Origin of the sequence: Streptomyces sp. NBC_00464 (genome assembly GCF_036013915.1) — a bacterium.
Classification (GTDB): domain Bacteria; phylum Actinomycetota; class Actinomycetes; order Streptomycetales; family Streptomycetaceae; genus Streptomyces.
In genome coordinates this window covers 1,920,601-1,945,934 of record NZ_CP107899.1, presented here as the reverse complement: position 1 = coordinate 1,945,934, position 25,334 = coordinate 1,920,601, and the positions used below count along the sequence as shown (strand labels likewise).

The window sequence follows — 25,334 nt, the reverse complement described above, 5'->3', positions numbered from 1 at the left end:
AAACTTCGGGCCCAACAAGGAGAGCAGGGAACCCAGATGGCGGAGCTCACGATCCGGCCGGAGGAGATCCGGGACGCACTGGAGAACTTTGTCCAGTCGTACCAGCCGGACGCGGCCTCGCGCGAGGAGGTCGGTACGGTCAGCGTTGCCGGCGACGGCATCGCAAAGGTGGAGGGCCTGCCCTCCGCCATGGCGAACGAACTGCTGAAGTTCGAGGACGGAACCCTCGGTCTCGCCCTCAACCTCGAAGAGCGCGAGATCGGTGCGATCGTCCTCGGCGAGTTCAGCGGAATCGAGGAGGGCCAGCCGGTGCAGCGCACCGGTGAGGTGCTCTCCGTCGGCGTCGGCGAGGGTTACCTCGGCCGCGTCGTCGACCCGCTCGGCAACCCGATCGACGGTCTCGGCGAGATCGCGACCGAAGGCCGTCGCGCCCTCGAACTGCAGGCCCCTGGCGTCATGGTCCGCAAGTCGGTGCACGAGCCGATGCAGACCGGCTACAAGGCCGTCGACGCCATGGTGCCGATCGGCCGCGGCCAGCGTCAGCTGATCATCGGCGACCGTCAGACGGGTAAGACCGCGCTGGCCGTCGACACGATCATCAACCAGCGCGACAACTGGCGCTCGGGCGACGTGAACAAGCAGGTGCGCTGCATCTACGTCGCCATCGGTCAGAAGGGCTCCACCATCGCCTCCGTGCGAGGTGCCCTGGAAGAGGCCGGCGCGCTCGAGTACACGACCATCGTCGCCGCCCCGGCGTCCGACCCGGCCGGCTTCAAGTACCTGGCGCCCTACACCGGTTCGGCCATCGGCCAGCACTGGATGTACGCCGGCAAGCACGTTCTGATCATCTTCGATGACCTTTCGAAGCAGGCCGACGCCTACCGCGCCGTGTCGCTTCTGCTGCGCCGTCCGCCGGGCCGTGAGGCCTACCCGGGCGACGTCTTCTACCTGCACTCGCGTCTGCTGGAGCGCTGCGCCAAGCTCTCCGACGAGATGGGCGCCGGTTCGATGACGGGCCTCCCGATCGTCGAGACCAAGGCGAACGACGTGTCGGCGTTCATCCCGACCAACGTCATCTCCATCACCGACGGCCAGTGCTTCCTGGAGTCCGACCTGTTCAACGCGGGTCAGCGTCCGGCGCTCAACGTCGGTATCTCGGTCTCCCGAGTCGGTGGCTCCGCCCAGCACAAGGCCATGAAGCAGGTTTCCGGCCGACTGCGCGTGGACCTCGCCCAGTACCGCGAGCTGGAGGCGTTCGCCGCCTTCGGTTCCGACCTGGACGCGGCCTCCAAGGCGTCGCTGGAGCGCGGTAAGCGCATGGTCGAGCTGCTGAAGCAGGCGCAGTACGCCCCGTTCCCGATGGAGGAGCAGGTCGTCTCCGTCTGGGCCGGCACCACGGGCAAGATGGACGACGTCCCGGTCGAGGACATCCGTCGCTTCGAGGCCGAGCTGCTGGAGTACCTGCGCCGTGAGCGCAAGGACCTCCTGACCAGCATCGCCGAGGGCGGCAAGATGTCCGACGACACGCTGCAGTCGATCGCCGACGCGATCGCCGCCTTCAAGCAGCAGTTCGAGACCTCGGACGGCAAGCTCCTGGGCGAGGGCTGATCGATGGGCGCTCAGCTTCGCGTTTACAAGCGCCGCATCCAAGCCGTCACCGCGACCAAGAAGATCACCAAGGCGATGGAGATGATCGCCGCCTCGCGCATCGTCAAGGCGCAGCGCAAGGTGACGGCGTCGATGCCGTACGCCACCGAGCTCACCCGTGCGGTGACCGCGGTGGCCACCGGCTCCAACACCAAGCACCCGCTCACCACCGAGGCCGACGCCCCGGTGCGGGCCGCGGTCCTGCTCCTCACGAGCGACCGCGGTCTGGCCGGCGGCTACTCCTCCAACGCCATCAAGGCTGCGGAGCGGCTGCGGGAGCGGCTGGCGGCCGAGGGCAAGGAGGTCGACACGTACATCGTCGGCCGTAAGGGTGTCGCCTACTACGGGTTCCGCGAGCGCAAGGTCGCGGAGTCGTGGACCGGCTTCACCGACAGCCCGGAGTACGCGGACGCCAAGAAGATCGCGGCGCCCCTGATCGAGTCCATCCAGAAGGACACGGCCGAGGGCGGCGTCGACGAGCTGCACATCGTCTACACCGAGTTCGTGTCGATGATGACGCAGAACGCGGTCGACGGCCGGATGCTGCCGCTCTCGCTCGACGAGGTCGCGGAGGAGAACGGCACGAAGGACGAGATCCTTCCGCTGTTCGACTTCGAGCCGTCGGCGGAGGACGTCCTCGACGCCCTTCTGCCGCGCTACGTCGAGAGCCGCATCTACAACGCACTGCTGCAGGCTGCCGCTTCCGAGCACGCCGCCCGCCGCCGCGCGATGAAGTCGGCGACCGACAATGCCGGGGACCTGATCAAGAGCCTCTCCCGGCTTGCCAACGCGGCCCGCCAGGCCGAAATCACCCAGGAAATCAGCGAGATCGTCGGCGGTGCAGGTGCGCTGGCCGACGCGTCCGCGGGGAGTGACAAGTAATGACGACGACAGTTGAGACGGCCGCTGCCACGGGCCGCGTCGCCCGGGTCATCGGCCCGGTCGTCGACGTGGAGTTCCCCGTCGACGCGATGCCGGAGATCTACAACGCCCTGCACGTCGAGGTCGACGACCCGGCCGAGGCCGGCGCTCGTAAGACGCTGACCCTCGAAGTCGCCCAGCACCTGGGTGACGGCGTGGTCCGCGCGATCTCGATGCAGCCCACCGACGGTCTGGTCCGCCAGGCCCCGGTGACCGACACCGGCAAGGGCATCATGGTGCCGGTCGGTGACATCACCAAGGGCAAGGTGTTCAACACCCTCGGTCAGATCCTGAACGAGCCGGAGGCCGAAGCTCAGATCACCGAGCGCTGGCCGATCCACCGCAAGGCCCCGGCCTTCGACCAGCTCGAGTCGAAGACCGAGATGTTCGAGACCGGCCTGAAGGTCGTCGACCTGCTGACCCCGTACGTCAAGGGCGGCAAGATCGGTCTGTTCGGTGGTGCGGGCGTCGGCAAGACGGTCCTCATCCAGGAAATGATCATGCGTGTGGCGAAGCTGCACGACGGTGTGTCGGTGTTCGCCGGCGTCGGTGAGCGCACCCGTGAGGGCAACGACCTCATCGACGAGATGACGGACTCGGGCGTTCTGGAGAAGACCGCGCTGGTCTTCGGCCAGATGGACGAGCCGCCGGGCACGCGTCTTCGCGTGGCCCTGTCCGCCCTGACCATGGCGGAGTACTTCCGCGATGTGCAGAAGCAGGACGTGCTGCTCTTCATCGACAACATCTTCCGCTTCACGCAGGCCGGTTCCGAGGTCTCCACGCTGCTCGGCCGTATGCCGTCCGCAGTGGGTTACCAGCCGACCCTGGCCGACGAGATGGGTGTGCTCCAGGAGCGCATCACCTCGACGCGTGGTCACTCGATCACCTCGATGCAGGCGATCTACGTCCCCGCGGACGACCTGACCGACCCGGCCCCGGCCACCACGTTCGCCCACCTCGACGCGACGACGGTTCTTTCCCGTCCGATCTCCGAGAAGGGCATCTACCCGGCCGTGGACCCGCTGGACTCCACGTCCCGCATCCTGGACCCGCGTTACATCGCGCAGGACCACTACGACACGGCCAGCCGCGTCAAGGGGATCCTGCAGAAGTACAAGGACCTCCAGGACATCATCGCGATCCTCGGTATCGACGAGCTGGGCGAGGAGGACAAGCTCGTTGTCCACCGTGCCCGTCGCGTCGAGCGCTTCCTGTCGCAGAACACCCACGCCGCCAAGCAGTTCACCGGCCTGGACGGTTCGGACGTTCCGCTCGACGAGTCGATCGCCGCGTTCAACGCGATCTGCGACGGGGAGTACGACCACTTCCCCGAGCAGGCGTTCTTCATGTGCGGTGGCATCGAGGACCTGAAGGCCAACGCCAAGGAGCTCGGCGTCTCCTGAGCCTCCGGCTCACCGAGGGGGGTGGGTGTGTCCCGCCCCCCTCACCACGCCCCGTAGAATTGACCCAACACCCGGCATGACCGCCGGGTGGTGACCCGAGGAGCCACCCTTGGCTGCTGAGCTGCATGTCGAGCTGGTCGCCGCGGACCGCAGTGTCTGGTCCGGCGAGGCCACCCTCGTTGTCGCACGTACCACGTCCGGCGACATCGGCGTCATGCCCGGTCACCAGCCGCTTCTGGGTGTGCTGGAATCGGGCCCGGTGACGATCCGTACGAGCGAAGGCGGCACTGTCGTCGCCGCTGTGCACGGCGGTTTCATCTCCTTCGCCGACGACAAGCTCTCGCTGCTGGCGGAGATTGCCGAGCTGGCGGACGAGATCGATGTCGAGCGCGCGGAGCGTGCGTTCGAACGTGCGAAGTCGGACACGGACAGCGCTGCTGAGCGCCGCGCCGATGTGCGACTGCGTGCGGTGGCGGTGCACTAGTCACCCCGCGAAACGGCTTTACCCTCAGCCGCGGCCCGAGCTGGAGACCCCTCCAGACCGTGTCGCGGCTGAGGCGATGCAGGTGCAGGTGAAGTTCGGGCGGTATCCGTTTACTCGATGACGCGAGGAGGTCGGTGGAGATGGTCCTCGCGCTGTGGGTGGGCGGGCTCGTCGTCGCACTGGTCCTGGTGGGGCTCTTCGTCTTCGGTCTGCGCCGGCGGCTGATTCAGCGCTCCGGCGGGACCTTCGACTGCAGCCTGCGCTGGGATGTTCCGGTGGAGCCGGATCTCTCGGGCAAGGGCTGGGTGTACGGAGTCGCCCGGTACAGCGGCGACAAGGTGAACTGGTTCCGGGTCTTCAGCTACTCCCCGCGCCCGCGCCGGGTGCTGGAGCGCTCCTCGATCGAGGTGGTCGCCCGCCGGCTGCCCGAGGGCGAGGAGGAGCTCGCACTGCTTTCGGACGCCGTCGTGCTCGGCTGTCTCCACCGGGAGACCCGCCTGGAGCTGGCGATGAGCGAGGACGCCCTGACCGGATTCCTCGCCTGGCTTGAGGCGGCGCCGCCCGGTCAGAGGGTGAACGTGGCCTGAGGCCGGGCGCGTACAACAGAGACGAAAAACCGGGGAGACAGGGGGCGGACCTGTCTCCCCGGTGCTTTTCGGGGGTTACGCGATGAGCCGTGCGGTGGGGACTACTTCAGACCGCTGTTCATCGCGCTCACGAGTTCACCGTTGCTGGTGTCCCCGCTGAACTCCCAGAAGAACGCGCCTCCCAGACCCTGGTTCTTCGCCCAGGTCATTTTGGACGCGATGGTGGCCGGGGTGTCGTAGCTCCACCAGTTGGTGCCGCAGTGCGCGTACGCCGTACCGGCGACGGTGCCGGTGGTGGGGCAGCTGTTCTTGAGGACCTTGTAGTCCTCGATGCCCGCCTCGTAGGTGCCGGGAGCGGCGCCGGTGGCGGTGCCGCCGGGTGCGTCCTGGGTGACGCCGGTCCAGCCGCGGCCGTAGAAGCCGATGCCCAGCAGCAGCTTCGAGGCGGGGACGCCCTGGGCCTTCAGCTTGGCGATGGCCTCGGTGGCGGTGAACCCGGCCTTCGGGATACCGCTGTACGAGGTGAGCGGGGAGTGCGGGGCGGTCGGGCCCTTCGCGTCCCAGGCGCCGAAGAAGTCGTACGTCATCACGTTGTACCAGTTCAGCGACTGTGCGGCGCCCGCGTAGTCCGCGAGGTCGATCTTGCCGCCCTCGGAGCCGTCGGCCGTGATGGCCGCGGTCACCAGGTTGCTGCTGCCGAACTTGGTGCGCAGTGCGGACGTGAGGGCCTTCAGCGAGGCCGGGCCGCTGGTGTCACAGGTGAGACCGCAGGCGTTGGGGTACTCCCAGTCGATGTCGATGCCGTCGAAGACATCGGCCCAACGGGGGTCCTCGACCAGGTCGTAGCAGGACTGGGCGAACGCGGCCGGGTTCTGTGCGGCCTGGCCGAAGCCGCCGGACCAGGTCCAGCCGCCGAAGGACCACAGGACCTTGATGTGCGGGTACTTCGCCTTGAGCTTGCGCAGCTGGTTGAAGCTGCCGCGCAGGGGCTGGTCCCAGGTGTCGGCGACGCCGTCGACCGACTGGTCGGCCGTGTAGGCCTTGTCGTAGTCGGCATAGGAGTCACCGATGGTGCACTTGCCGTTCTGGACGTTGCCGAAGGCGTAGTTGATGTGCGTGATCTTCGCGGCCGAACCGGAGGTGTCCAGGTTCTTGACGTGGTAGTTCCGGCCGTAGACGCCCCACTCGGCGAAGTAGCCGAGGTTGACCTTGGAGCCGGTGCCCGGGTCGGTGCCGCCGCCGCCGGTGGTGTGCACCTTGACCGCGCCGCTGGCCGGACCGGTCTGGTCGGCGGTGTCCCTGGCCCGCACGGTGTACGAGTAGTCGGTGCCCGCGGCGAGGCCGGTGTTCGTGTACGTGGTGCCGGTGACCGTGGCGACGACCGCGCCGTCCCGCAGGACGTCGTAGTTCTTGATGCCGTTGTCGTCGGTGGCCGCGCTCCAGCTCAGCTTCGCCGAGGTGTCCGTGATGGCGCTCGCGGTGGGGGTGCCCGGCGCCGAGGGGGCGTTGTCGCCGGGGACGCTGCCGCCGTCGCAGGAGGCGCCGTTCAGCTTGCAGCCGGTGGGGGAGCCGGAGCCGGTGCCGTTGAAGCCGAAGGAGACGCTGGCGCCCGGTGCGACCGAGCCGTTCCAGCCGAGGTTCTTGGCGGTCCAGTGGGTGCCGGAGCTGGTGACGGTGGCGTCCCAGGCGGAGCCGGCGGCGGTGCCTGAGGGGAAGTCCCACTCGATGGTCCAGGAGCTGAGGGCGGTGGTGCCGGTGTTCTTCACCGTCCACTGGCCCTCGAAGCCGCTGCCCCAGTCGGACTTCTTGAGGTACGTGGCGGTCGCCGAGGTCGCGGCTTCGGCCGGGGAGGCCATGCCGACCATCGCGGCGAGCGGAAGGAGCAGTGCGGTGAGGCCCGCGACGGCTCTGGATCTGGTGGCTTTTCCGGCCCCGAGTCTGAATCGGGTCCGGCGGGGGGTGTCAGTGCTCAACGGTGCTCCTCGGGTGAGGTCCGGACAAACGGGGTGGTCCGTGGACTGCAAACCCTGCGCCGCCCTGAGCTCGCCTTGTCATGGCGGGCTCACCGCAGTGTGCTCGGTGAGATTAGGAAGGTCTGGACCAATCGTCAAGAGGTCCAGACCAAAGTTCGGAGTGTGGCGCGGATAAACCTCAGACGCCCAACTCCTGTGCCAGCACCGCCGCCTGGACCCGGCTGCGCAGCTCCAGCTTCCCCAGCAACCGGCTGACGTGCGTCTTTACCGTCGCCTCGGCCATCGAGAGCCGCACCGCGATCTCCGCGTTCGACAGGCCCTCCCCGAGGCAGCCGAGCACCTCGCGCTCGCGCCGGGTGAGCGCGTCCAGGGCCGTCGTGCCGGCACCCCCCGACGGCCGGGGCGGCGCGGTCCCGGCGAACTCCGCGATCAGCCGGCGCGTCACCGACGGAGCGATCAGCCCCTCGCCGCGCGCCACCGTGCGCACCGCGTCGAGCAGCCCGCGCGCCTCGGTGTCCTTCAGCAGAAAGCCCGACGCCCCGGCCCGCAGCGCGCCGAACACGTACTCGTCCAGGTCGAACGTCGTCAGCACCAGCACGTCCGCCAGCCGCTCCGCGACCACCTGCTTCGTCGCGGACACCCCGTCCAGCCGGGGCATCTGGATGTCCATCAGCACCAGATCCGGGCGCAGTTCGCGGGCCAGCCGGACGGCCTCCTCGCCGTCACCGGCCTCCCCGACGACCTCGATGTCCGGTGCGCTGCCCAGGATGAGCACGAGCCCCGCCCGTACGGCCGACTGGTCCTCGGCGACCAGAACCCGGATCGTCATGGCTTCATCTTCCCTTCCCCGACGGGCAGTTCAGCCCGTACACGCCAGATCTTCGTCCCGTTCCCGACGGGCACGGGGCCCGCCTCGAACTCCCCGTCGAGCAGCGCGACCCGCTCCCGCATCCCGATCAGACCGGCCCCCGAACCCGGGGCGCGCGGCCCCGGCCGGTCCCCGAGGACGCTGCCCACCTCCACCGTCAGCCGCTCCTTCGTCTGCCCCAGCCGCACCGTGACCGGGCCGGGCGCGGCGTGCTTGAGGGCGTTCGTGAGGGACTCCTGGACGATGCGGTACGCGGCCAGCTCGACCGGGGCCGGCAGCCGGCCGGGGTCGGTGCGGGCGTCGTCCACGGTGCAGGTCAGCCCGCTGGAGGCGGCGTTCGTACGGTGCTGCTCGATGAGGCTGTCCAGCGAGCCGAGGGTCGGCGAGCTGCTCGGCTCCAGGTCCGCGGCGCCGGTGCGCAACAGCCCGATCAGACGGCGCATTTCGGCCAGACCGTCGACGCTGTTCTCGCGGATGACCCCGAGGGCGTTGTGGGAGGTCGCCGGATCGTTGATGGAGAGCGCGGCGGTGGAGTGGATGGCGATGGCGGAGAGGTGGTTGGCGACCATGTCGTGCAGTTCGCGTGCCATCCGGGCGCGTTCGGCGGTCACCGCCTGCGCGCGGTCCATCTCGGCCAGCAGAGCGGTCTGATCGGCGCGCAGCCGGGCGGTCTCCGCGGCGTCGCGGTGGTTGCGGACGCTGACCCCGGTGAGCGCGGGGACGAAGGAGACGAGTCCCGTGACGATGCCGACGAGCAGGGCCTCGGCGTCGCGGAACCACGCCAGGAAACCGATCGTGACCCCGACCGTGATCAGGAAGGTGGTCACCGGGATCCGGCGGGCCGCCGCCGGGGTTCCGTACAGCACGGCCGCGTACATGACGTCGGTGAACATCAGCACCGTCGCCAGGTTCCCGCGTGTGAACTGGTCCGCGACCAGCGCCAGCGTGCCGATGACCAGCGCCGTCCGTGGTGCGCCACGACGCAGCAGCTCCACCCCCGACATCACGGTGAGCGGGATGAGCGCGAGCCAGGGCGCATCGAAGAGGCGGCCGTTCTGCATGTGCAGACCGAGCAGGGACAGGACCGCCCCGCCGAGCAGCCCGACGACCGCGATGAGGACGTCGCTGCGGTGGGGACGGGGCAGGTGGCGACAGCGGGCCGGTGAGAACACGCTCCCATCCAACACGTCCGGCCCGCGGCAGCGCGTCCGTACCGGGAGCGAGCCGCCACTACATCGAAGGATGCAGTGGTCTTTCGTCACCGGGGCCGATGATCCGGGGCGATGGTGCCGCGAGGCTGGAAGGGAGCGAAAGGAATCGGACCGTGATCGTCACACTGATCGTTCTCTGCGAGATCGCCTTCTGGGTGTTGTTGGCCGCCGGACTCACGCTGCGCTACGCCGCCGGGAAGCCGCGCCTCGGAGCCGCCGTGCTGCTGTGCGAGCCGCTGCTGGAGGTCGTCCTGCTGGTGGTGACGGCCGTCGACCTGAAGAACGGCGCCGATCCGGACTGGAAACACGGGCTGGCCGCGGTCTACATCGGCTTCACGGTCGGGCTCGGGCACTCCACGATCAAGTGGGTCGACGCCCGGGTCGCGCACCGGTTCGCCGGTGGTCCGCCGCCGGTGAGGCCGCCGAAGTACGGGATGGCGCGGGCCGCGCACGAGTGGCGCGTGGCCGGGCGGTGGACGGTGGCCGCGGTGACGGCGCTGGCCCTGTTGCAGGCGGCGGTCTGGTACGTCGGGGGAGACGGGGACACGGCGTCGCTGCGGTCGTGGCAGCAGACGATGCTCTTCGTGATCGGCATCAACCTGGTGATCGCGGCGAGCTACAGCCTGTTCCCGAAGCGGGACCCCGGGCGGGAGCGGGAGGCGAAGCGGGTGTCGGGCCCGCCCGGGTGAGGCTTGTCCTCGATCGCCGGACGGGCTTGACGGTGCCGGCGGGGACGGTCTTGTCTACCGTTCGCCGCCCGGCACCCACAGCACGTCGCCGACCTCCTTGTTCGCCACCCTGGCGAGGATGAACAGCAGGTCCGAGAGCCGGTTGAGGTAGGTCGCCGTCAGCGGGTTCATGACCTCGCCGTGCACCTCCAGCGCCGCCCAGGTGGACCGCTCCGCGCGCCGGACCACCGTGCAGGCCTGGTGCAGCAGCGCGGCACCCGGGGTGCCGCCCGGCAGGATGAAGCTGCGGAGCTTCTCCACCTGCTCCAGGAAGTGGTCGCAGTCCGCCTCCAGCTTGTCGACGTAGAACTGCTCGACCCGCAGCGGCGGGTACTTCGGCTCCTCGACGACCGGCGTCGACAGGTCCGCGCCCACGTCGAACAGGTCGTTCTGCACGCGGACGAGGACCTTCACGACGTCCTCGCTCAGCTGCCCGAGCGCGATCGCCGTACCGAGGACCGCGTTGGCCTCGTTGGCGTCGGCGTAGGCGGAGATCCGCAGATCGGTCTTGGCGGTCCGGCTCATGTCGCCGAGGGCGGTGGTGCCCTGGTCGCCGGTGCGGGTGTAGATACGTGTCAGGTTGACCATGCGGTCAGCCTAGTTAGGCCCCTGCCCTTCTGAAGACGCGTGTGCCCACTGTCACGGCGAGTGCCGTGAAACCGAGGGAGACCAGCACCCCGTAGAGCATGTGCGTGGTGGCGTACGAGCCCACGTACGCGTCCCGCACCGCGTCCACCAGGTAGCGCAGCGGCGTGAAGTGCGACAGCACGTCCAGCCATCGGGGGCCCAGCGTCATCGGCAGCATCAGGCCGGAGAGCAGCATGGCCGGCATGGTGAGCGAGTTGATCACCGGCCCGAACTCCTGCGGTGTGCCGACCTTCATGGCCAGGGCGTACGAGAGCGAGGCCAGCGAGACCGTCAGCAGGCCGACGAACGCGAAGCCGATCAGCACGCCGGGCAGCGGCGCGCGCAGTCCCATGAGTACGGCGACGAGCACCAGCAGCACCGCCTGGAACATGAACAGCAGCGCATCGCGCAGGGCCCGGCCCAGGAGCAGCGCCGTCCGGCTGACCGGGGTGACCCGCATCCGCTCCATGACGCCGGTCGACTTGTCGATGATGACGGCGAATCCGGCGAACGAGGCGCCGAACAGGCCGAGCTGGAGCAGCAGTCCGGGGACCAGCACCTGCCAGGAGTCACCGTCAGGACCGAGCGGCAGGCCGGTGAGCAGCGGGCCGAAGAAGAGCAGGTACAGCAGCGGCATGAGGATGCCGAAGAGGATCTGGAACCTGGAGCGCAGGGTCTGCCGGGCGTACCGCCCGAAGACGAGCGCGGTGTCGTGGAGAAGCATGGGAATCCTCTGAGGGGTCGGGCTATACGGCGACGGGTTCGGCATCGGCGGAGGCGGGGGCACGGCCCGTGATCGCGAGAAACGCGTCCTGGAGCGAGGCGCCGGCCGAGCCCGCGTAGCGGCTCTTCAGCGCGGCCGGCGTGCCCTCGGCCACGACCAGACCGCCGTCGACGACGACGAGCCGGTCCGCGAGCGCGTCCGCCTCGTCGAGGTAGTGGGTGGTGAGCACGACGGTCGTGCCGTACGTGTCGCGCAGCCGGCGCACCAGGTCCCACAGATCGGTGCGGCTGCCCGGGTCGAGCCCCGTGGTCGGCTCGTCGAGGAACAGGACGGCCGGGCGGTGGGTGAGGCCCATCGCGATGTCGAGCCGCCGCCGCTGGCCTCCGGAGAGCGTGAGCGTCTTCCGGTCGAGCAGTTCGGTCAGGCCCAGCTCGGCGGCGAGTTCCGCGGCCCGGGTCACGGCCTCGGCCTTGCCGAGCCGGTAGAGCCGGCCCTGGGTGACCAGCTCCTCCCGGACGCTGATGTGGGGATCGACGCCGCCCGACTGGGCCACGTACCCGCACTTCCTCCGGACGCCCGCCGGGTCGGCGAGCAGGTCGCAGCCGGCGACGGTGGCAGCGCCGCCGGTGGGGGCGAGCAGGGTCGTGAGCATGCGCAGGGTGGTGGTCTTGCCCGCTCCGTTGGGGCCGAGGAGTCCGACGATCTCGCCGGTCGCGACCGTCATGTCGATGGAACGGACGGCCTCCACGGGGCCGGTCTTCGAGGCGAAGGTCCGGGCGAGCCCGGCCGTACTGATGATTGGCATAGCGACCACAAAAACAGAGTCACTGAAAAATTGCAACGACACCAAATATTCATGAACCCCAGAGCGTCCTACGATGGCCCCATGGCTGAGGGACTCAGGGAGCGTAAGAAGCGCCAGACCAGGCAGTACCTCTCGGACGTGGCCACCGGTCTCTTCCTGGAGCGGGGATTCGACGCGGTCACGATCGCCGAGATCGCCCGCGCCGCCGACGTCTCGGTGAACACGGTCTACAACTACTTCCCGACGAAGGAGGACCTCTTCCTCGACCGCAGCCGCGGCGTCGTCGACCGCCTCTCGCGGTACGTCCGGGGCCGGGACAAGGGGGAGTCCGCGGCCGACGCCGTCCTGCGCGAACTGCGCATCCAGGTCGAGGGCGTGTCGCCCACCGTCGGCCTGATGGAGGGGTACGCGCAGTTCATGCGGGTCATCGAGGGGGCCGACAGCCTCAAGGCCCGCCTCTGGCACGTCCAGCAGGAAGTCCTCCAGCATCTGGAGGGAACGCTCCAGGAGGAGTGCGGGAACGGGCCCGGGGACCGGACCGCGAGCCTGGTGGCCGGTCAGCTCGCCTGGGTGCACGCGACGCTCATGGCGTACATCGGCGGCGAGATGGTGGCGGGCCGCAAGCCCGCAGAGGTGTCCCGCGACGCCCTGGTCCTGCTCGACGACATCGAGGACCTGCTGGGCGAAAAGGTGCTCAACTACGCCCGGCGCGCCGCCGAATGACGCATCCCGGTGTGATGTCCGTCATTTGAGACGTGACGCGCATCTCTTCACCGCCTCAGCGCCCCTCACGGGTACTAACCTCCGCCGGAGAGCATGGAACAACAAACGCCGAAGCATAGGGGTGCCAACGTGGCCAGGAAGCTCGCCGTCATCGGCGCCGGACTCATGGGGTCCGGTATCGCGCAGGTCTCCGCCCAGGCGGGCTGGGACGTCGTGCTGCGTGATGTCACCGATGCGGCCCTGACCCGCGGCCGTGACGGCATCAAGGCCTCCTACGACAAGTTCGTCTCCAAGGGCAAGCTCGCGGAGTCCGACGCCGAGGCCGCGCTCGCCCGCATCACCACGACCACCGACCTGGACGCCGTCGCCGACGCGGACATCGTCGTCGAGGCCGTCTTCGAGAAGCTGGAGGTGAAGCACGAGATCTTCCGGGCCCTCGACAAGATCGTCCGGGACGATGCCGTGCTCGCCTCCAACACCTCCGCCATCCCGATCACCAAGATCGCGGCCGTGACGGAGCGCCCGGAGCGCGTGGTCGGCGTGCACTTCTTCTCGCCGGTCCCGATGATGCAGCTCTGCGAGCTCGTACGCGGCTACAAGACCAGCGACGAAACCCTCGCCACCGCGCGGGAGTTCGCCGAGTCGGTCGGCAAGACCTGCATCGTGGTCAACCGCGACGTGGCCGGCTTCGTCACCACCCGGCTGATCTCGGCGCTCGTCGTCGAGGCCGCCAAGCTGTACGAGTCGGGCGTCGCCTCGGCCGAGGACATCGACATCGCCTGCAAGCTCGGCTTCGGCCACGCCATGGGGCCCCTCGCCACCGCGGACCTGACCGGCGTCGACATCCTGCTGCACGCCACCGGCAACATCTACACCGAGTCCCAGGACGAGAAGTTCGCCGCCCCGGAGCTGATGCGCCGGATGGTCGATGCAGGTGACATCGGCCGCAAGAGTGGGCAGGGCTTCTACACCTACTGATCGTTTTCGGTCCCCGGCTGTCTGATCTGCCGTCGATCAGGCCCGGAGTTTCGGGGGCCGGCTTGTGGAACCAGCGGATCCGCAGGGGATTCGCAGGGGTTCCAGGGCGGGCCTCGGTCACTCCACGGAGTGAATTCGGTATCGGTTCGCTTACAGACGGCAACTTCCGTGTCGCTGCCGCAGTCAGTTGGGGCAGAGACAGTTTCAGACAGACAGACCAAGCCACGGAGCTTCCAGGGGAGCGCATATGCACATCAGGGGCGACCACGCCGAGCTGGTCGTCGGGGGCCGCCTCGATGTCCGAAGCGCGGCGGACGCCCGTACGGTCCTGCACTCGGCTCTCGACGACGGAGTCGGCGATCTGGTGCTCGACCTGACCGAGCTGGATTCATGGGACGCCACCGGGCTGGGCGTCATCATGGGCGCGCACCGCAGAGCCGGGCGCGCCGGACGGCGGCTGGTGCTCCGCGGCGTACCGCCGCAGATGCAACGCCTGCTGGTGGCCACCCGGCTGCACCGCATCCTGGCCATCGAGGGCGGAATCGCCGCGGAGTCCCTGCCGCGCGTCTGATGGATGCCCGGCGGCGGACGCCCGTCGACGCCCGTCCCGGCCTCCGGGGCGAAGCCGCACAATCCTCACGAGACCGTGATCTGTGGGGCGGCGCGGCACCCCGGATGTTCGTAGATACTGTGCGAAGGTTTAGGGTTCGGCCGTCTGCCGATTGACGGACCCACCTGGCGGACACCGGACCGGAAGCGACAGCTGGACGTGCGAGGCCGGGAGGGACAACCGTGCTCGACGCGTCTTGGGGGCTTTGGCGATGGACCCGATACACCGGGGGCCGGAAGAGTTCGGCCACGATGGCAGCGGCTTCGCCGAGGAAGCCGGCCGACGCCGTCCTTCCCGCGATCCGCTGACGCCTGATTTCGGTCAGCAAACACCGCAACAGGCGCGCATCGTCCCGCTCATAGCCGGCGACCTCCTGCTCACCGTCAACCCGGTCGACGGCAGCGAGGTCGAACCGTGCCCGCCCGGGGAGCAGCCCGCCGCACCCGTCCGGCGCACCCCCGCGGAGCGGGCCGAACGGGAGCGGGCCACGGCGCCCCCCGTGCCGCCCGGGCCGCCCGTCCTGCAGATCCCCCTGCTGCGGCGCGAGGACGAACGCCGGCGACTGATGCGCCTGCTGGCCCGCGGCCGCTCCGTACGGCTCACCGGACCGGCCGGTTCCGGCCGAACTGCCCTGCTGAACGTCGTCGCCGCGGACTGTGCGGAACTCGCACCCGACGGAGTCGTCCGGCTCAACGGCCACAAGCGCACCGTCACCGACCTTCTCCACGGACTCTTCGAGGCCGTCCACGACGCGCCGCTGCACCGCCCGGACCGGGAGCTGCTGCTGGAGAAGCTGCGGTCGACCGGCGCCGTCGTCGTCCTCGACGACCTGGAGTTCGGCGGCGCCGCACTGGACGAGCTGCTCGACGCCACGCCCGAATGCGCCTTCCTGCTGGCCGCGACGCCCGATGTGGCCGCGCCCGGCCCCGACTCCCACCTCGAAGAGGTCTTCCTCGGCGGTCTTGACCGCGCGGCCTCGGTCGACCTGATGGAGCGGGTGGTCGAGCGGAGGCTCACCGAGGAGGAGGCCGGCTGGGCGGGCGACCTCTGGTTTGAGTCCGAGGGCCTTCCGCTGCGTTTCGTCCAGGCGGGCGCCCTGCTGCGCCAGCTCGACCTGCTGAGCACCGACCCGACCGCTTACGACGAATACGGTTACCTGGAGAACCGCCCTGCCGGGGAGCCGCAGGCGGCCGAGGTCTCCGACGGGACGGCGGCCGCGGAGGTGGCGCTGCCCAGCCTCGGCGAGGGTGCCGCCCCCGCCGCGCTGCTCGCCTCGCGGCTGAGCGAGGCCGCGCGCGACACCCTGCGCTTCGCCGTCGCGCTCGGCGGCGAGGTGCCGCACCAGGCCCATCTGCCGGCGCTCGTGGGGGACACCCACGCCGATGCGGCGCTCGGTGAGCTGGCCGGCTGCGGGCTGCTGTCCCCGGCCGGCTCCCGCTACCGCCTGGCCGCGGGTGTCCTCGCGCAGCTGGAGGCCGCCGGATACGGCGAGGGCGCCACCGACCGGGCCCGGACCGTGGCTCAGCACTACGCCTGGTGGGCCGGGCACCCCTCCGTCACCCCCGCACGGGTGGTGGCCGAGGCCGATGCGATCGTCGCGGCGATGGCACAGCTGGTGCCGGGGGACGGGGCCGGTCAGACGAGCGTCGCCGTGCTGCTGGCCAGCAGTGCCTCGCCCGCCTTTGCCGCCGGGCTGCACTGGAGCGCCTGGGAGAGGTCTCTGCGGATCGGCCAGGAGGCCGGCCGGATCGCGGGCGAGGTCGCCGAAGAGGCGTACTTCCACCATGAGTTGGGAGTGCTCGCCCTCTGTACCGGCCATCTCGACCGGGCCAGGGCCGAGTTGGAGACGTCCATCAGCATGCGCGGGGCGCTCGCCGACAAGTCCGGTGCGGTGGCCGGGCGCCGGGCGCTCGCGCTGGTCGAGGACCGCTCCGGCGGACCGGCCGTGGTCGGTTTCACGTCGACCGACGAGATACCGGCCAACCCGCTGCTGGCGTCGCCGCCGCGCGGCCTGCCGGCGCTCATCCCCGTCTCGGTCCCGCGGCCGTACCCGGACGAGACCGTAGTCATGTCCCCGCAGAGCGCTCCGCCGGCAGCCGGCGAGCAGGGGGGCGGCCGCTTCGCGATTATGCGCGGGGCCCGGCGCAATGTGGTCGCCGCCGGTGCGGGCGTGCTGCTGGCCGGAGTGCTCGGCACGGTGGTGACCCTGGGGCTCACCTCGAACAGTGACCCGCAGGGTGACCCGGGGGCCTCGACCGAGCAGTCGGTGACCGAGGGCGGTGACACGGAGGAGGAGCTGCCGGCGGAGGAGCCCACAGACGGCACGACTCCGTCCGCCAGGACGTCGGGTTCCGCGTCCGCGTCCGCGTCGTCGACGACGCCGGGTCCGTCGGGGAGCGAGTCCGTGCCGGCGGGCGGAAGCGGGGCGTCTTCGCCAGGGGCGACGGCTTCGGAGACGACCCCGTCGTCGCCGGGTGGTTCGTCGTCGAGCAAGCCTTCGCCTACGCGTACGACGTCCGGGTCACCGAAGCCGACGAAGACGACGCCGCCGCCGACCAGCGAGCCTCCGACGCCCACCGAGACGGCGACGGAAACCAGCGAGCCTCCGACGCCCACGGACACGGCGACGACGCCCGACTCGTCGGACTCGGCGAGCGGGCCCTCGGGGGCGAGTGCGAGTCCGACGGTGACCTGAGCCGGGGCACCCCTGGTGGCGCCTTGTCCTCAAGCGCCGGACCGGCTTGACGTGCCGGGCGGGCCTGGTGTGTGCGCCCGTCCGGCCGGTCTGGCGGTCTCCGCGGGGAGGGTTCCGTTCTCAAGCGCCGGACCGGCTTGACGTGCCGGGCGGGGCTGGCGGTCTCCGGGCGGAGGGTTCCGTCCTCAAGCGCCGGACGGGCTTGAGGTGTCGGGCCTGAAGTGTCCGACAGGCCCCAGGGGGCCGAACGGTCAGAAAAGCCTGAGCTTGTCGTCCTCGATGCCTCGCATCGCGTCGTAGTCCAGGACCACGCAGCCGATGCCGCGGTCCGTCGCCAGGACGCGGGCCTGGGGCTTGATCTCCTGGGCGGCGAAGATGCCCTTCACCGGTGCCAGGTGGGGATCGCGGTTGAGGAGTTCCAGGTAGCGGGTGAGCTGCTCCACGCCGTCGATGTCGCCGCGCCGCTTGAGCTCGACGGCCACGGTCTGCCCGTCGGCGTCCCGGCACAGGATGTCGACGGGGCCGATGGCGGTGAAGTACTCGCGGCGGATGAGGGTGTAGCCCTCGCCGAGCGTCTCGATCCGGTCGGCGAGCAGTTCCTGGAGGTGCGCTTCCACGCCGTCCTTGATCAGGCCGGGGTCGACACCCAGCTCGTGGGACGAGTCGTGGAGGATTTCCTCCATCGTGATGATCAGTTTTTCGCCCGCCTTGTTCACGACGGTCCAGACGCCCGCTGTGTCGTCGGCGCCCTCCTTCAGGGTGCAGGGCGGCGACATCCAGTTGAGCGGTTTGTACGCCCTGTCGTCGGCGTGAATCGACACGCTCCCGTCCGCCTTCACCAGGATCAGACGGGGAGCGGAGGGCAGGTGGGCCGTGAGCCGGCCCGCGTAGTCCACGGAGCAGCGGGCGATGACGAGACGCATGGTCGGCAACGCTACTCGACGAGGGGTGCTCGACGCGATTCACCCACCCGTCACTCCATCCCCGCCCCGGAGTGACACTTTCTGGCTTGCCCCTCTTTGAACCCCTTCGTTATTGGCCGGTTGTGTTCCCAATCTCCTGGTGCGGCCCGGACTGCGCCCTTACCGTGGATGCAGGAGGTCGCCGTGCGTGCACGCTGCGTCGCCGTCCTCCTTCCCTGCCCGTAAGGCCCCGGCCTCCGTCGGGGTCGCGAGAGGAGAACCCATGTCGCTCGACGTCTCACCGGCGCTGTTGGAACAGGCCGAGCGAGGCGAGGTCGACGAAGCCGACTTCGTCGACTGCGTCCGGACCTCCCTGCCCTACGCATGGGAGATGATCAGCTCGTTGGTGGCTCAGCTGAAGGTCGACGGCGGGGAGTTCGCCGACAACCAGACGCCGCCGCCCAACGAGCAGGCACGTGGTCAGCTGCTGCGTGCGCTCGCGAGTGATGCGATACGCGGCGCGCTGCAGCGGCACTTCGGGGTGCGTCTGGCATTCCAGAACTGCCACCGCGTCGCGGTGTTCCCGCTGGACGGCTCGGTCGACGACCGACTGGCCAAGTTCACCTCGGTGAGGGGCCAGTTGCTCAACCAGTCGCCCGAACTACGGGACTGCTGACGTCTTTTGCTGCCGTTCCGGGCCGCGGGAGGTGCGACTGGTCCGGGGCGGCAGCTCCCGTACGTACACCGTGAAACCCATAGGTGTGGGTCATTCGAGGAGCGGCAGCACCTCGGTGCCCAGCCGCGCTACGTTCTCCTCCGTGGCCACGAGATCTCCGGAACCCTCCACCAGGAGCGCGAAGCGGGTGATACCCGTGCGCTCCGCCGTGGCCGCCAGGCGGTCGGCCGCGAGGCGGGGCGGGCCCACCGGATGAAGCCCGCACAGCAGCTCCGTGTACCCGACCGGATCGCGCATCACCCGGTGCCGGCCGTCGACCGTCACATGGGCGCCCAGCCCCTGCCGCAGCCAGCCGGGCATCGCCTTCACGAGCATCTCCCGGGCGTCGTCGGCGCGGTCCGTGATCTGGGCCACGCCCGCGGACACGTGCCCCGCCTCCCGTACGCTCTGCGGCGAACGGCCCGCGGCGAGGGCGCAGGAGCGCCAGAGGGCGACCATCTCGGCCTTCTCCTCGTCACCGCAGTGCATCCCGAGCAGCATCGGCAGGCCGTTTTCGGCAGCGAGTTTCACGCTCTTCGGCGAGGTGCACGCGACGATCACCTCGGGACCGCCGGGGCTCTCGCCGCTCTCCTCGTCGAGCAGCTCGTCGGCCCGGGGGACCACCGCCACCTCGCGGAAGCCGTAGCGCTCCCCGCGGCCCGCCACCCGCGCCTCGCGCAGCCAGTCGAGCAGCAGCCCCAGGGACTCCGGGAAGCCGGTCTCGTAGGCCTCCAGGCCGCCGCCGAACACCTCCAGGTCGATCCAGGGTCCGCCCCGGCCCACGCCGAGGGTGAACCGGCCGCCGCTGGTGAGGTGCAGCAGCGCGGCCTGCTCGCCGAGCGCGACCGGATGCTGGGTCGGCAGCACGCTCACCGCCGTACCGACGCGGATCCTGCGCGTGCGGCCGAGCAGCAGTGCGGCCAATGTGACGGCGGACGGGCAGACCCCGTACGGCACGAAATGATGTTCGGCCAGCCAGACCGAGTCGAGGCCGGACTCCTCCGCGACCTCGGCGGACCGGATCGCGCGATGCAGCGCCTCACCCGGTCCCTGCCCCGGAAACTGGGCTGCCAGTACGAACGTTCCCACACGCATCGCCAGATACCTCCTTGCGGCCGACGCGGCTCTCCCCTACTGGCAACAACGTCTGACACGTGCCAAAGGCACGGTCCGGCGAGAAGTTGTTGCGATTTTCCGCTAACCCGTCCCGTCCCGGGCGGTGCGGAACGTCTGCCCCCGCCGAATGGCCCTACGCTGGTCTGGAACTGCCCAGCCCGCCCTCCGTGAGGTGTCACGTGTCCCCGCGCCGCAACCGCCCCCGAGGCGGCGAGAGTCCCCCCGACAGCCCAAGTGCGGCGGGGGACCGGTACGGCGGCGGAGGGCGCGCGGAGGAGTGGCAGGGCGAGGAGTGGTCGGTCCGCCCGGTGAGCGGCGCGAGCGCGGCGGGCAAGCGCTACCGGTGCCCCGGCTGCGACCAGGAGATCCCCTCGGGCGTCCCGCACCTGGTGGCCTGGTCCGAGTACGGCGGGATCGACGACCGCAGACACTGGCACAAGGCGTGCTGGAACGCGAAGGACCGCCGCACCACACGGGTGCAGCGGTCCAGGAACGCGCCTCGGTACTGAGAACCGGTCTTCGGCTCAGACGTCGCGGTTGTTCATCACCAGGTAGGCGCCGCCCAGAGCCACGGCGGCCACGCCGAGCATGATCCACAGCGGGTCCCAGCCGGACGGCCCGCCGGACGAGGTCACCGAGTTGTCGTAGAAGATGCTGAGCTGGTTGGGGATCGAGTACTCCAGGAGCCACTCCTGGAGCGACGCCAGCGACTCGGAGAACATGAAGATCGCGAGCACCAGCGGCAGCAGCACCACGCCGATCATGATCGTGATCGCTCCGGCCGAGTGCCGGATCAGCGCGCCGACCGCCAGCGAGAGCAGCCCGAGCGTCGCGATGTAGAGACCCACGCCGACCGTGCTGCGCAGCCACTCGTCACCGCTGGGCGCCGCGGAGTCCACGATGGACGTCTGGATCAGGGCGACGACCGTGGTCAGCACGGTCGTCAGCACGAAGGTGAGCAGGAAGAAGACGATCGCCTTCGCGCTGAGCACCCGGGTCCGGCTCGGGCAGGCCGTCAGCGTCGTACGGATCATGCCGGTGCCGTACTCCGACGCGATGGTCATCACGCCGAGCGTGATCACACAGATCGTTCCCAGCAGCACACCGAAGAAGCCGAGGCTGAGCACCGGTGTGTCGCTGACGTCCTGGTCGGAGGCGCTGACCACGACCGCCGAGAGCACCCCGATGGCGAGGAGGAGCACGATCATGACGCCGAGCGTCCACATCGTGGAGCGTACGGAACGGATCTTGGTCCACTCGGAGGCGAGCGCGTCGCCGAGGGTGGCGGGGCGCACCGGGATCGGCGAGGTGTAGTAGCCGGCCTGCATACCCTGCCCGTGCTGCTGGGGAGCGGGAGGCTGCTGGTACGCCTGCTGCTGGTAGGGCGCCTGAGGCGTGGACGGCGTTGTCATCGGGAGTCCTCGCTGGTGTCGCTCTTGGTCAGGTCTGCGGGGGGTCCGGCAGGCGCTGCCGGGGCGTGAGCGGGCGCAGCGGCGGGAACTGCCGGGGCCGCGGGTGCCTGAGCGCTCGCGTACGGGTTCTGTCCGGGCGGCGGCGGGGCGTACCAGCCCTGCTGCGGCACCTCGGGAACGCCCTGCTGGGGCGGCGCGTATCCCTGCTGCGGCCCGTATCCGCCGGGCGGCAGCGGTGCCTGCAGGTGGGCCACCTGGTCGGCCGTCGAGCGGTAGTCCACGGCGCCCTGCGTCATCCGCATGTACGCCTCCTCCAGCGAGGCCTGGTGCGGCGAGAGCTCCCACAGCCGGACGTCCGCGGCATGGGCCAGATCGCTGATCCGGGGCAGCCGCAGACCGGTGATCCGCAGGGCTCCGTCCGGCTCCGACATGACCTGGCCGCCCGCCTCGGTCAGGGTGGCGGTGAGCTTCTCCCGCTGCTCGGGCCCTTCGTCCGGGACCCGGACCCGGGCGAAATCGGCCGAGTTGGCCGAGATGAAGTCCGTGACACTCATGTCGGCCATCAGCTGACCGCGGCCGATCACGATCAGATGGTCGGCGGTGAGGGCCATCTCGCTCATCAGATGGCTGGAGACGAAGACCGTACGGCCCTCGGACGCCAGCATCCTCATCAGATTCCTGACCCAGAGGATGCCCTCCGGGTCGAGACCGTTGACCGGCTCGTCGAAGAGCAGCACCTGCGGGTCGCCCAGCAGCGCGGCCGCGATGCCCAGACGCTGCCCCATGCCCAGCGAGAAGCCCTTGGACCGCTTGCGCGCGACGTCCTGGAGACCGACGACACCGAGCACCTCGTCGACCCGGGCGGCCGGGATGCCCGCGAGCTGGGCGAGCGAGAGCAGGTGGTTACGGGCGCTGCGCCCGCCGTGCACGGCCTTGGCGTCGAGCAGCGCGCCCACCTGGCGCGGTGCGTTCGGCAGAGTGCGGAAGTCGTGGCCGCCGATGGTCACCCGGCCTGCCGTCGGCCGGTCCAGGCCGAGAATCATCCGCATCGTGGTCGACTTGCCCGACCCGTTGGGACCGAGGAACCCGGTGACGGCTCCGGGCCGCACCTGGAAGGAAAGGTTGTACACGGCCGTCTTCGCGCCATAGCGCTTGGTCAGGCCGACTGCCTCGATCATGCTCCAGCCCCATCGACTTATCTGTCGTCGGGGCACAGGCCATCGGCCGCACGCCCCCCGTTTGAGTTAGGAGGATATCCAGGCCTTGACGGTTCCGGCCAAGTCGAAACCGGGCGAGTCCCTTCCGGTGTCCCTCCCCGGACGGGACTCGCCTACGCGTCGCGCTTCTTGAGTACGAGGAAGCCGCCGATCACCGAGGCCGCCACCCACGCCACCATGATCAGCAGCCCGGCCCACGGCCCGTACGGAGCCGGATCGCTGTTCATCGCGTCGGGCACCACCTGCATGATCTTGGAACCGGCCTGGTCGGGGAAGTACTGGGCGACGCTCTTGGCCCCGGGGACGGCCGACAGGATCTGTGAGACCAGGAAGAAGAACGGCATCAGGATGCCGAGCGACAGCATCGAACTGCGCAGCATCGCGGCCACGCCCATGGAGAAGATCGCGATCAGCCCCATGTAGATGCCGGCGCCGAAGACCGCCCGCAGCACGTTGTCCTCGCCGATGCCGATGCTGTGGTCGCCCAGCAGGGCCTGGCCGAGGAAGAACGAGACGAAGCTGGTGACCATCCCGACCACCAAGGCCAGCACACCGGCCACCAGCATCTTGCTGAAGAGGAAGGTGGCGCGCTGCGGCACCGCCGCCAGGGAGGTGCGGATCATGCCGGAGCTGTACTCCGTACCGACCACCAGGACACCGAAGACGACCATCGCCAGCTGACCGAGAATCATCCCGGAGAAGCTGATGAACGTGGGGTCGAAGGTGGCCCGCTCCGCGTCGGAGAGGTCGTCGAACTGGGCGTTCATCACCGCACAGAGCGCGGCGCTCATCGCGACGGTGACGGCGAACGCGGAGATCAGCGTCCAGGTCGTCGAGGAGACCGTTCGGATCTTGGTCCATTCGGAGGTCAGGACCGCGGGTACCGATGCCATCGCCGTCACACCCCCTGTCCGGTGCCGGAACCGTCGGAAGACCCGGGGCCCGGGGCGTTGCCGGGCGGCTGGTTCCCCTGGTCGCCCCAGTGCGGTCCGACCGGGGGCGGCGCGGCACCGCGCTCCGAGTGTGCGTGGTACTCCACCGAGTCCGCCGTCATCTGCATGAACGCCTCCTCCAGCGAGGCCCGCTGGGAGCTCAGCTCGTGCAGCACGATCGTGTGCCGGGCGGCGAGCTCGCCCAGGGCCTCGGTGGTGGCGCCGTCGATCTCCAGCGTGCCGTTGCCCGACTCGACCGCCACGATGCCCTCCGCGTGCAGGACGTCCCGCAGCCGCTCCTGCTGCGGTGAGCGCAGCCGCACAAAACTGCGGGAGTTCTGGTGGATGAAATCGGCCATCGAGGTGTCGGCGAGCAGCCGGCCCTGTCCGATCACGATCAAATGGTCCGCGGTCAGTGCCATTTCACTCATCAGATGCGAGGAGACGAAGATCGTCCGGCCTTCCGCGGCGAGCGCCTTCATCAGATTGCGGATCCAGTGAATTCCCTCGGGGTCCAGACCATTGACGGGTTCGTCGAACATCAGAATCTCGGGATCGCCGAGCAGCGCCGAGGCGATTCCCAGGCGCTGGCCCATACCGAGGGAGAACCCCTTGGATTTCCTCTTCGCCACGGCGGTCAGGCCGACGGTGTCGAGAACCTCCGCCACCCGGCTCTGCGGGATCCGGTTGCTCTGGGCCAGACAGAGGAGGTTGTTGTAGGCGCTGCGACCACCGTGCATCGACTTGGCGTCCAGCAGTGCGCCGATGTATTTCAGGGGCTCGGACAGCTCGCGGTAGTGCTTGCCGTCGATGCGCACCGATCCGCTGGTGGGGTTGTCGAGATCGAGCATCATCCGCATCGTGGTGGACTTGCCCGCCCCGTTGGGTCCCAGAAAACCCGTCACCATCCCCGGTTTGATCCGGCACGACAACTGGTCGACGGCAACCTTGTTGCCGAAGCGCTTGGTGAGGCCATCAAGCTCGATCATGCGTTCACGCTAGAACGGCCGCGCGCCCGGCGCCACCACAAAGGTGGAACCGGGCGCGCAGGAATGCGACCAGCCGGGGGTCAGCGGGTCTGCTGGGCCGGGACGCCGCGGGTGGCGGGCTCCTCGTCGGCGGGAGAGCCGGCGGCTGCCACCGCGGCACCCGTCAGCGTCGCCAGCATCTCGCGGACGTTGGTCAGCTGGGCGTTGATCGAGTCGCGGCGGTTGGTGAGCGCCGCCAGCTCGCGCTCCGATTCGCTGCGGATCCGGTCGGCCTTCGCGTTGGCGTCGGCCACGATGTCCTCGGCCTGGCGCTGAGCGGTCTCCACCGTCTGACGGGAGCGGCGCTCGGCGTCCGTGCGGAGCTTCTCGGCCTCCAGGCGGAGCTGCTCGGCGCGGTGCTCGATCTCGGCCAGACGCTTCTCGGCCTTGGCCTGACGGGACGCGAGGTCGCGCTCCGACTGGTCGCGGCGCTTGGCCAGGTTGGTCTCGAAGTCCGCTGCGGCCTGGGCGGCCTTGGCGCGGGTCTCCTCGAAGAGGGCGTCCGCCTCCTCGCGCTTCTGAGCCGCGTCCTTCTGCGCGTCCGAGCGCAGCGTGGTGGCCTCACCCTTGGCCTTCTCGACGATGCGGACACCGTCGTCCTCGGCCTTGGCCTTGCGCTCGGCGGCGAATGCCTCGGCGTCGTTGCGCACCTGCTGGGCGGCTGCCTCGGCGAGCTCACGGTGCTGCTCGGCGGCGCGACGGGCCTCCTCACGCAGGTCCTTGGCCTCCTCCTCGGCGAGGCGGAGAATCTTCTCCACACGCGCACCGAGGCCCGCGTACGACGGTTCCGCGTCGTTCACCTGGGCCTGGGCGTTCTGCGTTTCGAGGTGGAGCTCCTCGATGCGCTTTTCCAGAGACGTGATGCGGGCGAGAGCACTATCACGGTCGGCGACGAGCTTGGTAATGCGGTCATCCACCTGACCGCGGTCGTAACCACGCCGCACGAGCTCGAAGCCGAAGGGGGAGGAAGGGTCACTCATGGGGTTCCTGTCGAAGTGAGACCGGTGAGGTGATAGAGGGAATCCTAG

At 69.6% G+C, this 25,334-nt stretch carries 25 protein-coding genes; 12 read left to right on the top strand and 13 right to left on the bottom strand.

Features of this window, described 5'->3' with window-relative positions:
* Nucleotides 1-36 precede the first annotated feature (36 nt).
* The 5 genes from atpA to OG912_RS08260 all read left to right on the top strand — a co-directional run bounded on the left by atpA (nt 37) and on the right by OG912_RS08260 (nt 5,042).
* Entirely contained in the window at nt 37-1,608 is a 1,572-nt protein-coding gene (gene atpA / locus OG912_RS08280; protein ID WP_326738791.1) for a F0F1 ATP synthase subunit alpha, read from the top strand.
* A 3-nt stretch (nt 1,609-1,611) separates the two neighbouring features.
* On the top strand, nt 1,612-2,529 hold the full coding sequence (locus OG912_RS08275) for a F0F1 ATP synthase subunit gamma (RefSeq protein ID WP_326738792.1): 918 nt from the start codon (nt 1,612-1,614) through the stop codon (nt 2,527-2,529).
* A complete protein-coding gene (atpD, locus tag OG912_RS08270) occupies nt 2,529-3,971 on the top strand; it encodes a F0F1 ATP synthase subunit beta (RefSeq protein ID WP_326738793.1) in 1,443 nt (480 codons plus the stop codon). The genes OG912_RS08275 and atpD overlap by 1 nt, the downstream gene beginning before the upstream one ends.
* A gap of 109 nt (nt 3,972-4,080) precedes the next feature.
* Nucleotides 4,081-4,455, top strand: a complete 375-nt coding sequence (locus OG912_RS08265) for a F0F1 ATP synthase subunit epsilon (protein ID WP_148020742.1) — start codon at nt 4,081-4,083, stop codon at nt 4,453-4,455.
* Between the two features lie 140 nt (nt 4,456-4,595).
* On the top strand, nt 4,596-5,042 hold the full coding sequence (locus OG912_RS08260) for a DUF2550 domain-containing protein (protein ID WP_326740774.1): 447 nt from the start codon (nt 4,596-4,598) through the stop codon (nt 5,040-5,042).
* A gap of 101 nt (nt 5,043-5,143) precedes the next feature.
* On the opposite strand, the gene OG912_RS08255 is transcribed toward OG912_RS08260, so the two are convergent.
* The 3 genes from OG912_RS08255 to OG912_RS08245 all read right to left on the bottom strand — a co-directional run bounded on the left by OG912_RS08255 (nt 5,144) and on the right by OG912_RS08245 (nt 9,055).
* Complete coding sequence (locus tag OG912_RS08255; protein WP_327708803.1) at nt 5,144-7,015, bottom strand: glycoside hydrolase family 18 chitinase; 1,872 nt, start codon at nt 7,013-7,015, stop codon at nt 5,144-5,146.
* Nucleotides 7,016-7,193: 178 nt separating this feature from the next.
* Nucleotides 7,194-7,844, bottom strand: coding sequence for a response regulator transcription factor (locus tag OG912_RS08250; RefSeq protein WP_326738795.1), 651 nt, complete (start codon nt 7,842-7,844; stop codon nt 7,194-7,196).
* Complete coding sequence (locus OG912_RS08245; protein ID WP_327708802.1) at nt 7,841-9,055, bottom strand: sensor histidine kinase; 1,215 nt, start codon at nt 9,053-9,055, stop codon at nt 7,841-7,843. The genes OG912_RS08250 and OG912_RS08245 overlap by 4 nt, the downstream gene beginning before the upstream one ends.
* Before the next feature lie 152 nt (nt 9,056-9,207).
* On the opposite strand from OG912_RS08245, the gene OG912_RS08240 reads away from it, so the two are divergent.
* The gene (locus OG912_RS08240) at nt 9,208-9,783 is read left to right on the top strand and encodes a hypothetical protein (RefSeq protein ID WP_327708801.1); all 576 of its coding nucleotides are present in this window, start codon (nt 9,208-9,210) and stop codon (nt 9,781-9,783) included.
* Between the two features lie 54 nt (nt 9,784-9,837).
* On the opposite strand, the gene OG912_RS08235 is transcribed toward OG912_RS08240, so the two are convergent.
* The 3 genes from OG912_RS08235 to OG912_RS08225 are packed head-to-tail and all read right to left on the bottom strand — an operon-like array spanning nt 9,838 to nt 11,978.
* Nucleotides 9,838-10,410, bottom strand: a complete 573-nt coding sequence (locus OG912_RS08235; protein WP_326738798.1) for a cob(I)yrinic acid a,c-diamide adenosyltransferase — start codon at nt 10,408-10,410, stop codon at nt 9,838-9,840.
* 13 nt (nt 10,411-10,423) lie between these two features.
* Nucleotides 10,424-11,173 (bottom strand): ABC transporter permease, encoded by a 750-nt coding sequence (locus tag OG912_RS08230; protein WP_327708800.1) that lies wholly within the window; start codon nt 11,171-11,173, stop codon nt 10,424-10,426.
* A 22-nt stretch (nt 11,174-11,195) separates the two neighbouring features.
* On the bottom strand, nt 11,196-11,978 hold the full coding sequence (locus OG912_RS08225) for an ABC transporter ATP-binding protein (protein ID WP_327708799.1): 783 nt from the start codon (nt 11,976-11,978) through the stop codon (nt 11,196-11,198).
* Between the two features lie 81 nt (nt 11,979-12,059).
* On the opposite strand from OG912_RS08225, the gene OG912_RS08220 reads away from it, so the two are divergent.
* From OG912_RS08220 to OG912_RS08205, 4 genes are all read left to right on the top strand, one after another.
* The gene (locus tag OG912_RS08220; protein ID WP_327708798.1) at nt 12,060-12,701 is read left to right on the top strand and encodes a TetR/AcrR family transcriptional regulator; all 642 of its coding nucleotides are present in this window, start codon (nt 12,060-12,062) and stop codon (nt 12,699-12,701) included.
* Between the two features lie 129 nt (nt 12,702-12,830).
* Nucleotides 12,831-13,679 carry a 3-hydroxyacyl-CoA dehydrogenase family protein gene (locus tag OG912_RS08215; RefSeq protein ID WP_326738802.1) on the top strand — a complete coding sequence of 283 codons (849 nt, stop codon included), beginning with the start codon at nt 12,831-12,833 and terminating at the stop codon, nt 13,677-13,679.
* 247 nt (nt 13,680-13,926) lie between these two features.
* Nucleotides 13,927-14,250 carry an STAS domain-containing protein gene (locus OG912_RS08210; RefSeq protein WP_018102617.1) on the top strand — a complete coding sequence of 108 codons (324 nt, stop codon included), beginning with the start codon at nt 13,927-13,929 and terminating at the stop codon, nt 14,248-14,250.
* Between the two features lie 250 nt (nt 14,251-14,500).
* Nucleotides 14,501-16,984: an ATP-binding protein gene (locus tag OG912_RS08205; protein ID WP_327708797.1), complete on the top strand. Its 2,484-nt coding sequence runs from the start codon at nt 14,501-14,503 to the stop codon at nt 16,982-16,984.
* A gap of 251 nt (nt 16,985-17,235) precedes the next feature.
* On the opposite strand, the gene nucS is transcribed toward OG912_RS08205, so the two are convergent.
* Complete coding sequence (gene nucS, locus OG912_RS08200) at nt 17,236-17,907, bottom strand: endonuclease NucS (RefSeq protein ID WP_326657926.1); 672 nt, start codon at nt 17,905-17,907, stop codon at nt 17,236-17,238.
* 262 nt (nt 17,908-18,169) lie between these two features.
* On the opposite strand from nucS, the gene OG912_RS08195 reads away from it, so the two are divergent.
* On the top strand, nt 18,170-18,562 hold the full coding sequence (locus tag OG912_RS08195) for an SCO5389 family protein (RefSeq protein ID WP_326738804.1): 393 nt from the start codon (nt 18,170-18,172) through the stop codon (nt 18,560-18,562).
* A gap of 90 nt (nt 18,563-18,652) precedes the next feature.
* Here OG912_RS08195 and OG912_RS08190 read toward each other — a convergent pair whose 3' ends face one another.
* Entirely contained in the window at nt 18,653-19,696 is a 1,044-nt protein-coding gene (locus OG912_RS08190) for an LLM class flavin-dependent oxidoreductase (RefSeq protein WP_327708796.1), read from the bottom strand.
* A gap of 200 nt (nt 19,697-19,896) precedes the next feature.
* Here OG912_RS08190 and OG912_RS08185 point away from each other — a divergent pair, with 200 nt between their 5' ends.
* Complete coding sequence (locus tag OG912_RS08185; RefSeq protein ID WP_327708795.1) at nt 19,897-20,226, top strand: ATP/GTP-binding protein; 330 nt, start codon at nt 19,897-19,899, stop codon at nt 20,224-20,226.
* A 15-nt stretch (nt 20,227-20,241) separates the two neighbouring features.
* Here the strand turns inward: OG912_RS08185 and OG912_RS08180 are convergent, their stop codons facing one another.
* The 5 genes from OG912_RS08180 to OG912_RS08160 all read right to left on the bottom strand — a co-directional run bounded on the left by OG912_RS08180 (nt 20,242) and on the right by OG912_RS08160 (nt 25,286).
* Nucleotides 20,242-21,129: an ABC transporter permease subunit gene (locus tag OG912_RS08180; RefSeq protein WP_327708794.1), complete on the bottom strand. Its 888-nt coding sequence runs from the start codon at nt 21,127-21,129 to the stop codon at nt 20,242-20,244.
* Nucleotides 21,126-22,307 (bottom strand): ABC transporter ATP-binding protein, encoded by a 1,182-nt coding sequence (locus OG912_RS08175; protein ID WP_327708793.1) that lies wholly within the window; start codon nt 22,305-22,307, stop codon nt 21,126-21,128. The genes OG912_RS08180 and OG912_RS08175 overlap by 4 nt, the downstream gene beginning before the upstream one ends.
* A 152-nt stretch (nt 22,308-22,459) precedes the next feature.
* Nucleotides 22,460-23,239 (bottom strand): ABC transporter permease subunit, encoded by a 780-nt coding sequence (locus OG912_RS08170; RefSeq protein WP_326738809.1) that lies wholly within the window; start codon nt 23,237-23,239, stop codon nt 22,460-22,462.
* A gap of 5 nt (nt 23,240-23,244) precedes the next feature.
* Nucleotides 23,245-24,267 (bottom strand): ABC transporter ATP-binding protein, encoded by a 1,023-nt coding sequence (locus tag OG912_RS08165; RefSeq protein ID WP_327708792.1) that lies wholly within the window; start codon nt 24,265-24,267, stop codon nt 23,245-23,247.
* An 80-nt stretch (nt 24,268-24,347) separates the two neighbouring features.
* Nucleotides 24,348-25,286, bottom strand: coding sequence for a cellulose-binding protein (locus OG912_RS08160; protein WP_326738811.1), 939 nt, complete (start codon nt 25,284-25,286; stop codon nt 24,348-24,350).
* Between the last annotated feature and the right edge of the window lie 48 nt (nt 25,287-25,334).

Bases quoted from the DNA above. Each gene is read 5' to 3' on its own strand.
- atpA (WP_326738791.1), top strand. From the start codon at position 37: ATGGCGGAGCTCACGATCCGGCCGGAGGAGATCCGGGACGCACTGGAG.
- OG912_RS08275 (WP_326738792.1), top strand. From the start codon at position 1,612: ATGGGCGCTCAGCTTCGCGTTTACAAGCGCCGCATCCAAGCCGTCACC.
- atpD (WP_326738793.1), top strand. From the start codon at position 2,529: ATGACGACGACAGTTGAGACGGCCGCTGCCACGGGCCGCGTCGCCCGG.
- OG912_RS08260 (WP_326740774.1), top strand. From the start codon at position 4,596: ATGGTCCTCGCGCTGTGGGTGGGCGGGCTCGTCGTCGCACTGGTCCTG.
- OG912_RS08250 (WP_326738795.1), bottom strand. From the start codon at position 7,844: ATGACGATCCGGGTTCTGGTCGCCGAGGACCAGTCGGCCGTACGGGCG.
- OG912_RS08235 (WP_326738798.1), bottom strand. From the start codon at position 10,410: ATGGTCAACCTGACACGTATCTACACCCGCACCGGCGACCAGGGCACC.
- OG912_RS08230 (WP_327708800.1), bottom strand. From the start codon at position 11,173: ATGCTTCTCCACGACACCGCGCTCGTCTTCGGGCGGTACGCCCGGCAG.
- OG912_RS08225 (WP_327708799.1), bottom strand. From the start codon at position 11,978: ATGCCAATCATCAGTACGGCCGGGCTCGCCCGGACCTTCGCCTCGAAG.
- OG912_RS08220 (WP_327708798.1), top strand. From the start codon at position 12,060: ATGGCTGAGGGACTCAGGGAGCGTAAGAAGCGCCAGACCAGGCAGTAC.
- OG912_RS08210 (WP_018102617.1), top strand. From the start codon at position 13,927: ATGCACATCAGGGGCGACCACGCCGAGCTGGTCGTCGGGGGCCGCCTC.
- OG912_RS08205 (WP_327708797.1), top strand. From the start codon at position 14,501: ATGGACCCGATACACCGGGGGCCGGAAGAGTTCGGCCACGATGGCAGC.
- nucS (WP_326657926.1), bottom strand. From the start codon at position 17,907: ATGCGTCTCGTCATCGCCCGCTGCTCCGTGGACTACGCGGGCCGGCTC.
- OG912_RS08195 (WP_326738804.1), top strand. From the start codon at position 18,170: ATGTCGCTCGACGTCTCACCGGCGCTGTTGGAACAGGCCGAGCGAGGC.
- OG912_RS08190 (WP_327708796.1), bottom strand. From the start codon at position 19,696: ATGCGTGTGGGAACGTTCGTACTGGCAGCCCAGTTTCCGGGGCAGGGA.
- OG912_RS08180 (WP_327708794.1), bottom strand. From the start codon at position 21,129: ATGACAACGCCGTCCACGCCTCAGGCGCCCTACCAGCAGCAGGCGTAC.
- OG912_RS08175 (WP_327708793.1), bottom strand. From the start codon at position 22,307: ATGATCGAGGCAGTCGGCCTGACCAAGCGCTATGGCGCGAAGACGGCC.
- OG912_RS08170 (WP_326738809.1), bottom strand. From the start codon at position 23,239: ATGGCATCGGTACCCGCGGTCCTGACCTCCGAATGGACCAAGATCCGA.
- OG912_RS08165 (WP_327708792.1), bottom strand. From the start codon at position 24,267: ATGATCGAGCTTGATGGCCTCACCAAGCGCTTCGGCAACAAGGTTGCC.
- OG912_RS08160 (WP_326738811.1), bottom strand. From the start codon at position 25,286: ATGAGTGACCCTTCCTCCCCCTTCGGCTTCGAGCTCGTGCGGCGTGGT.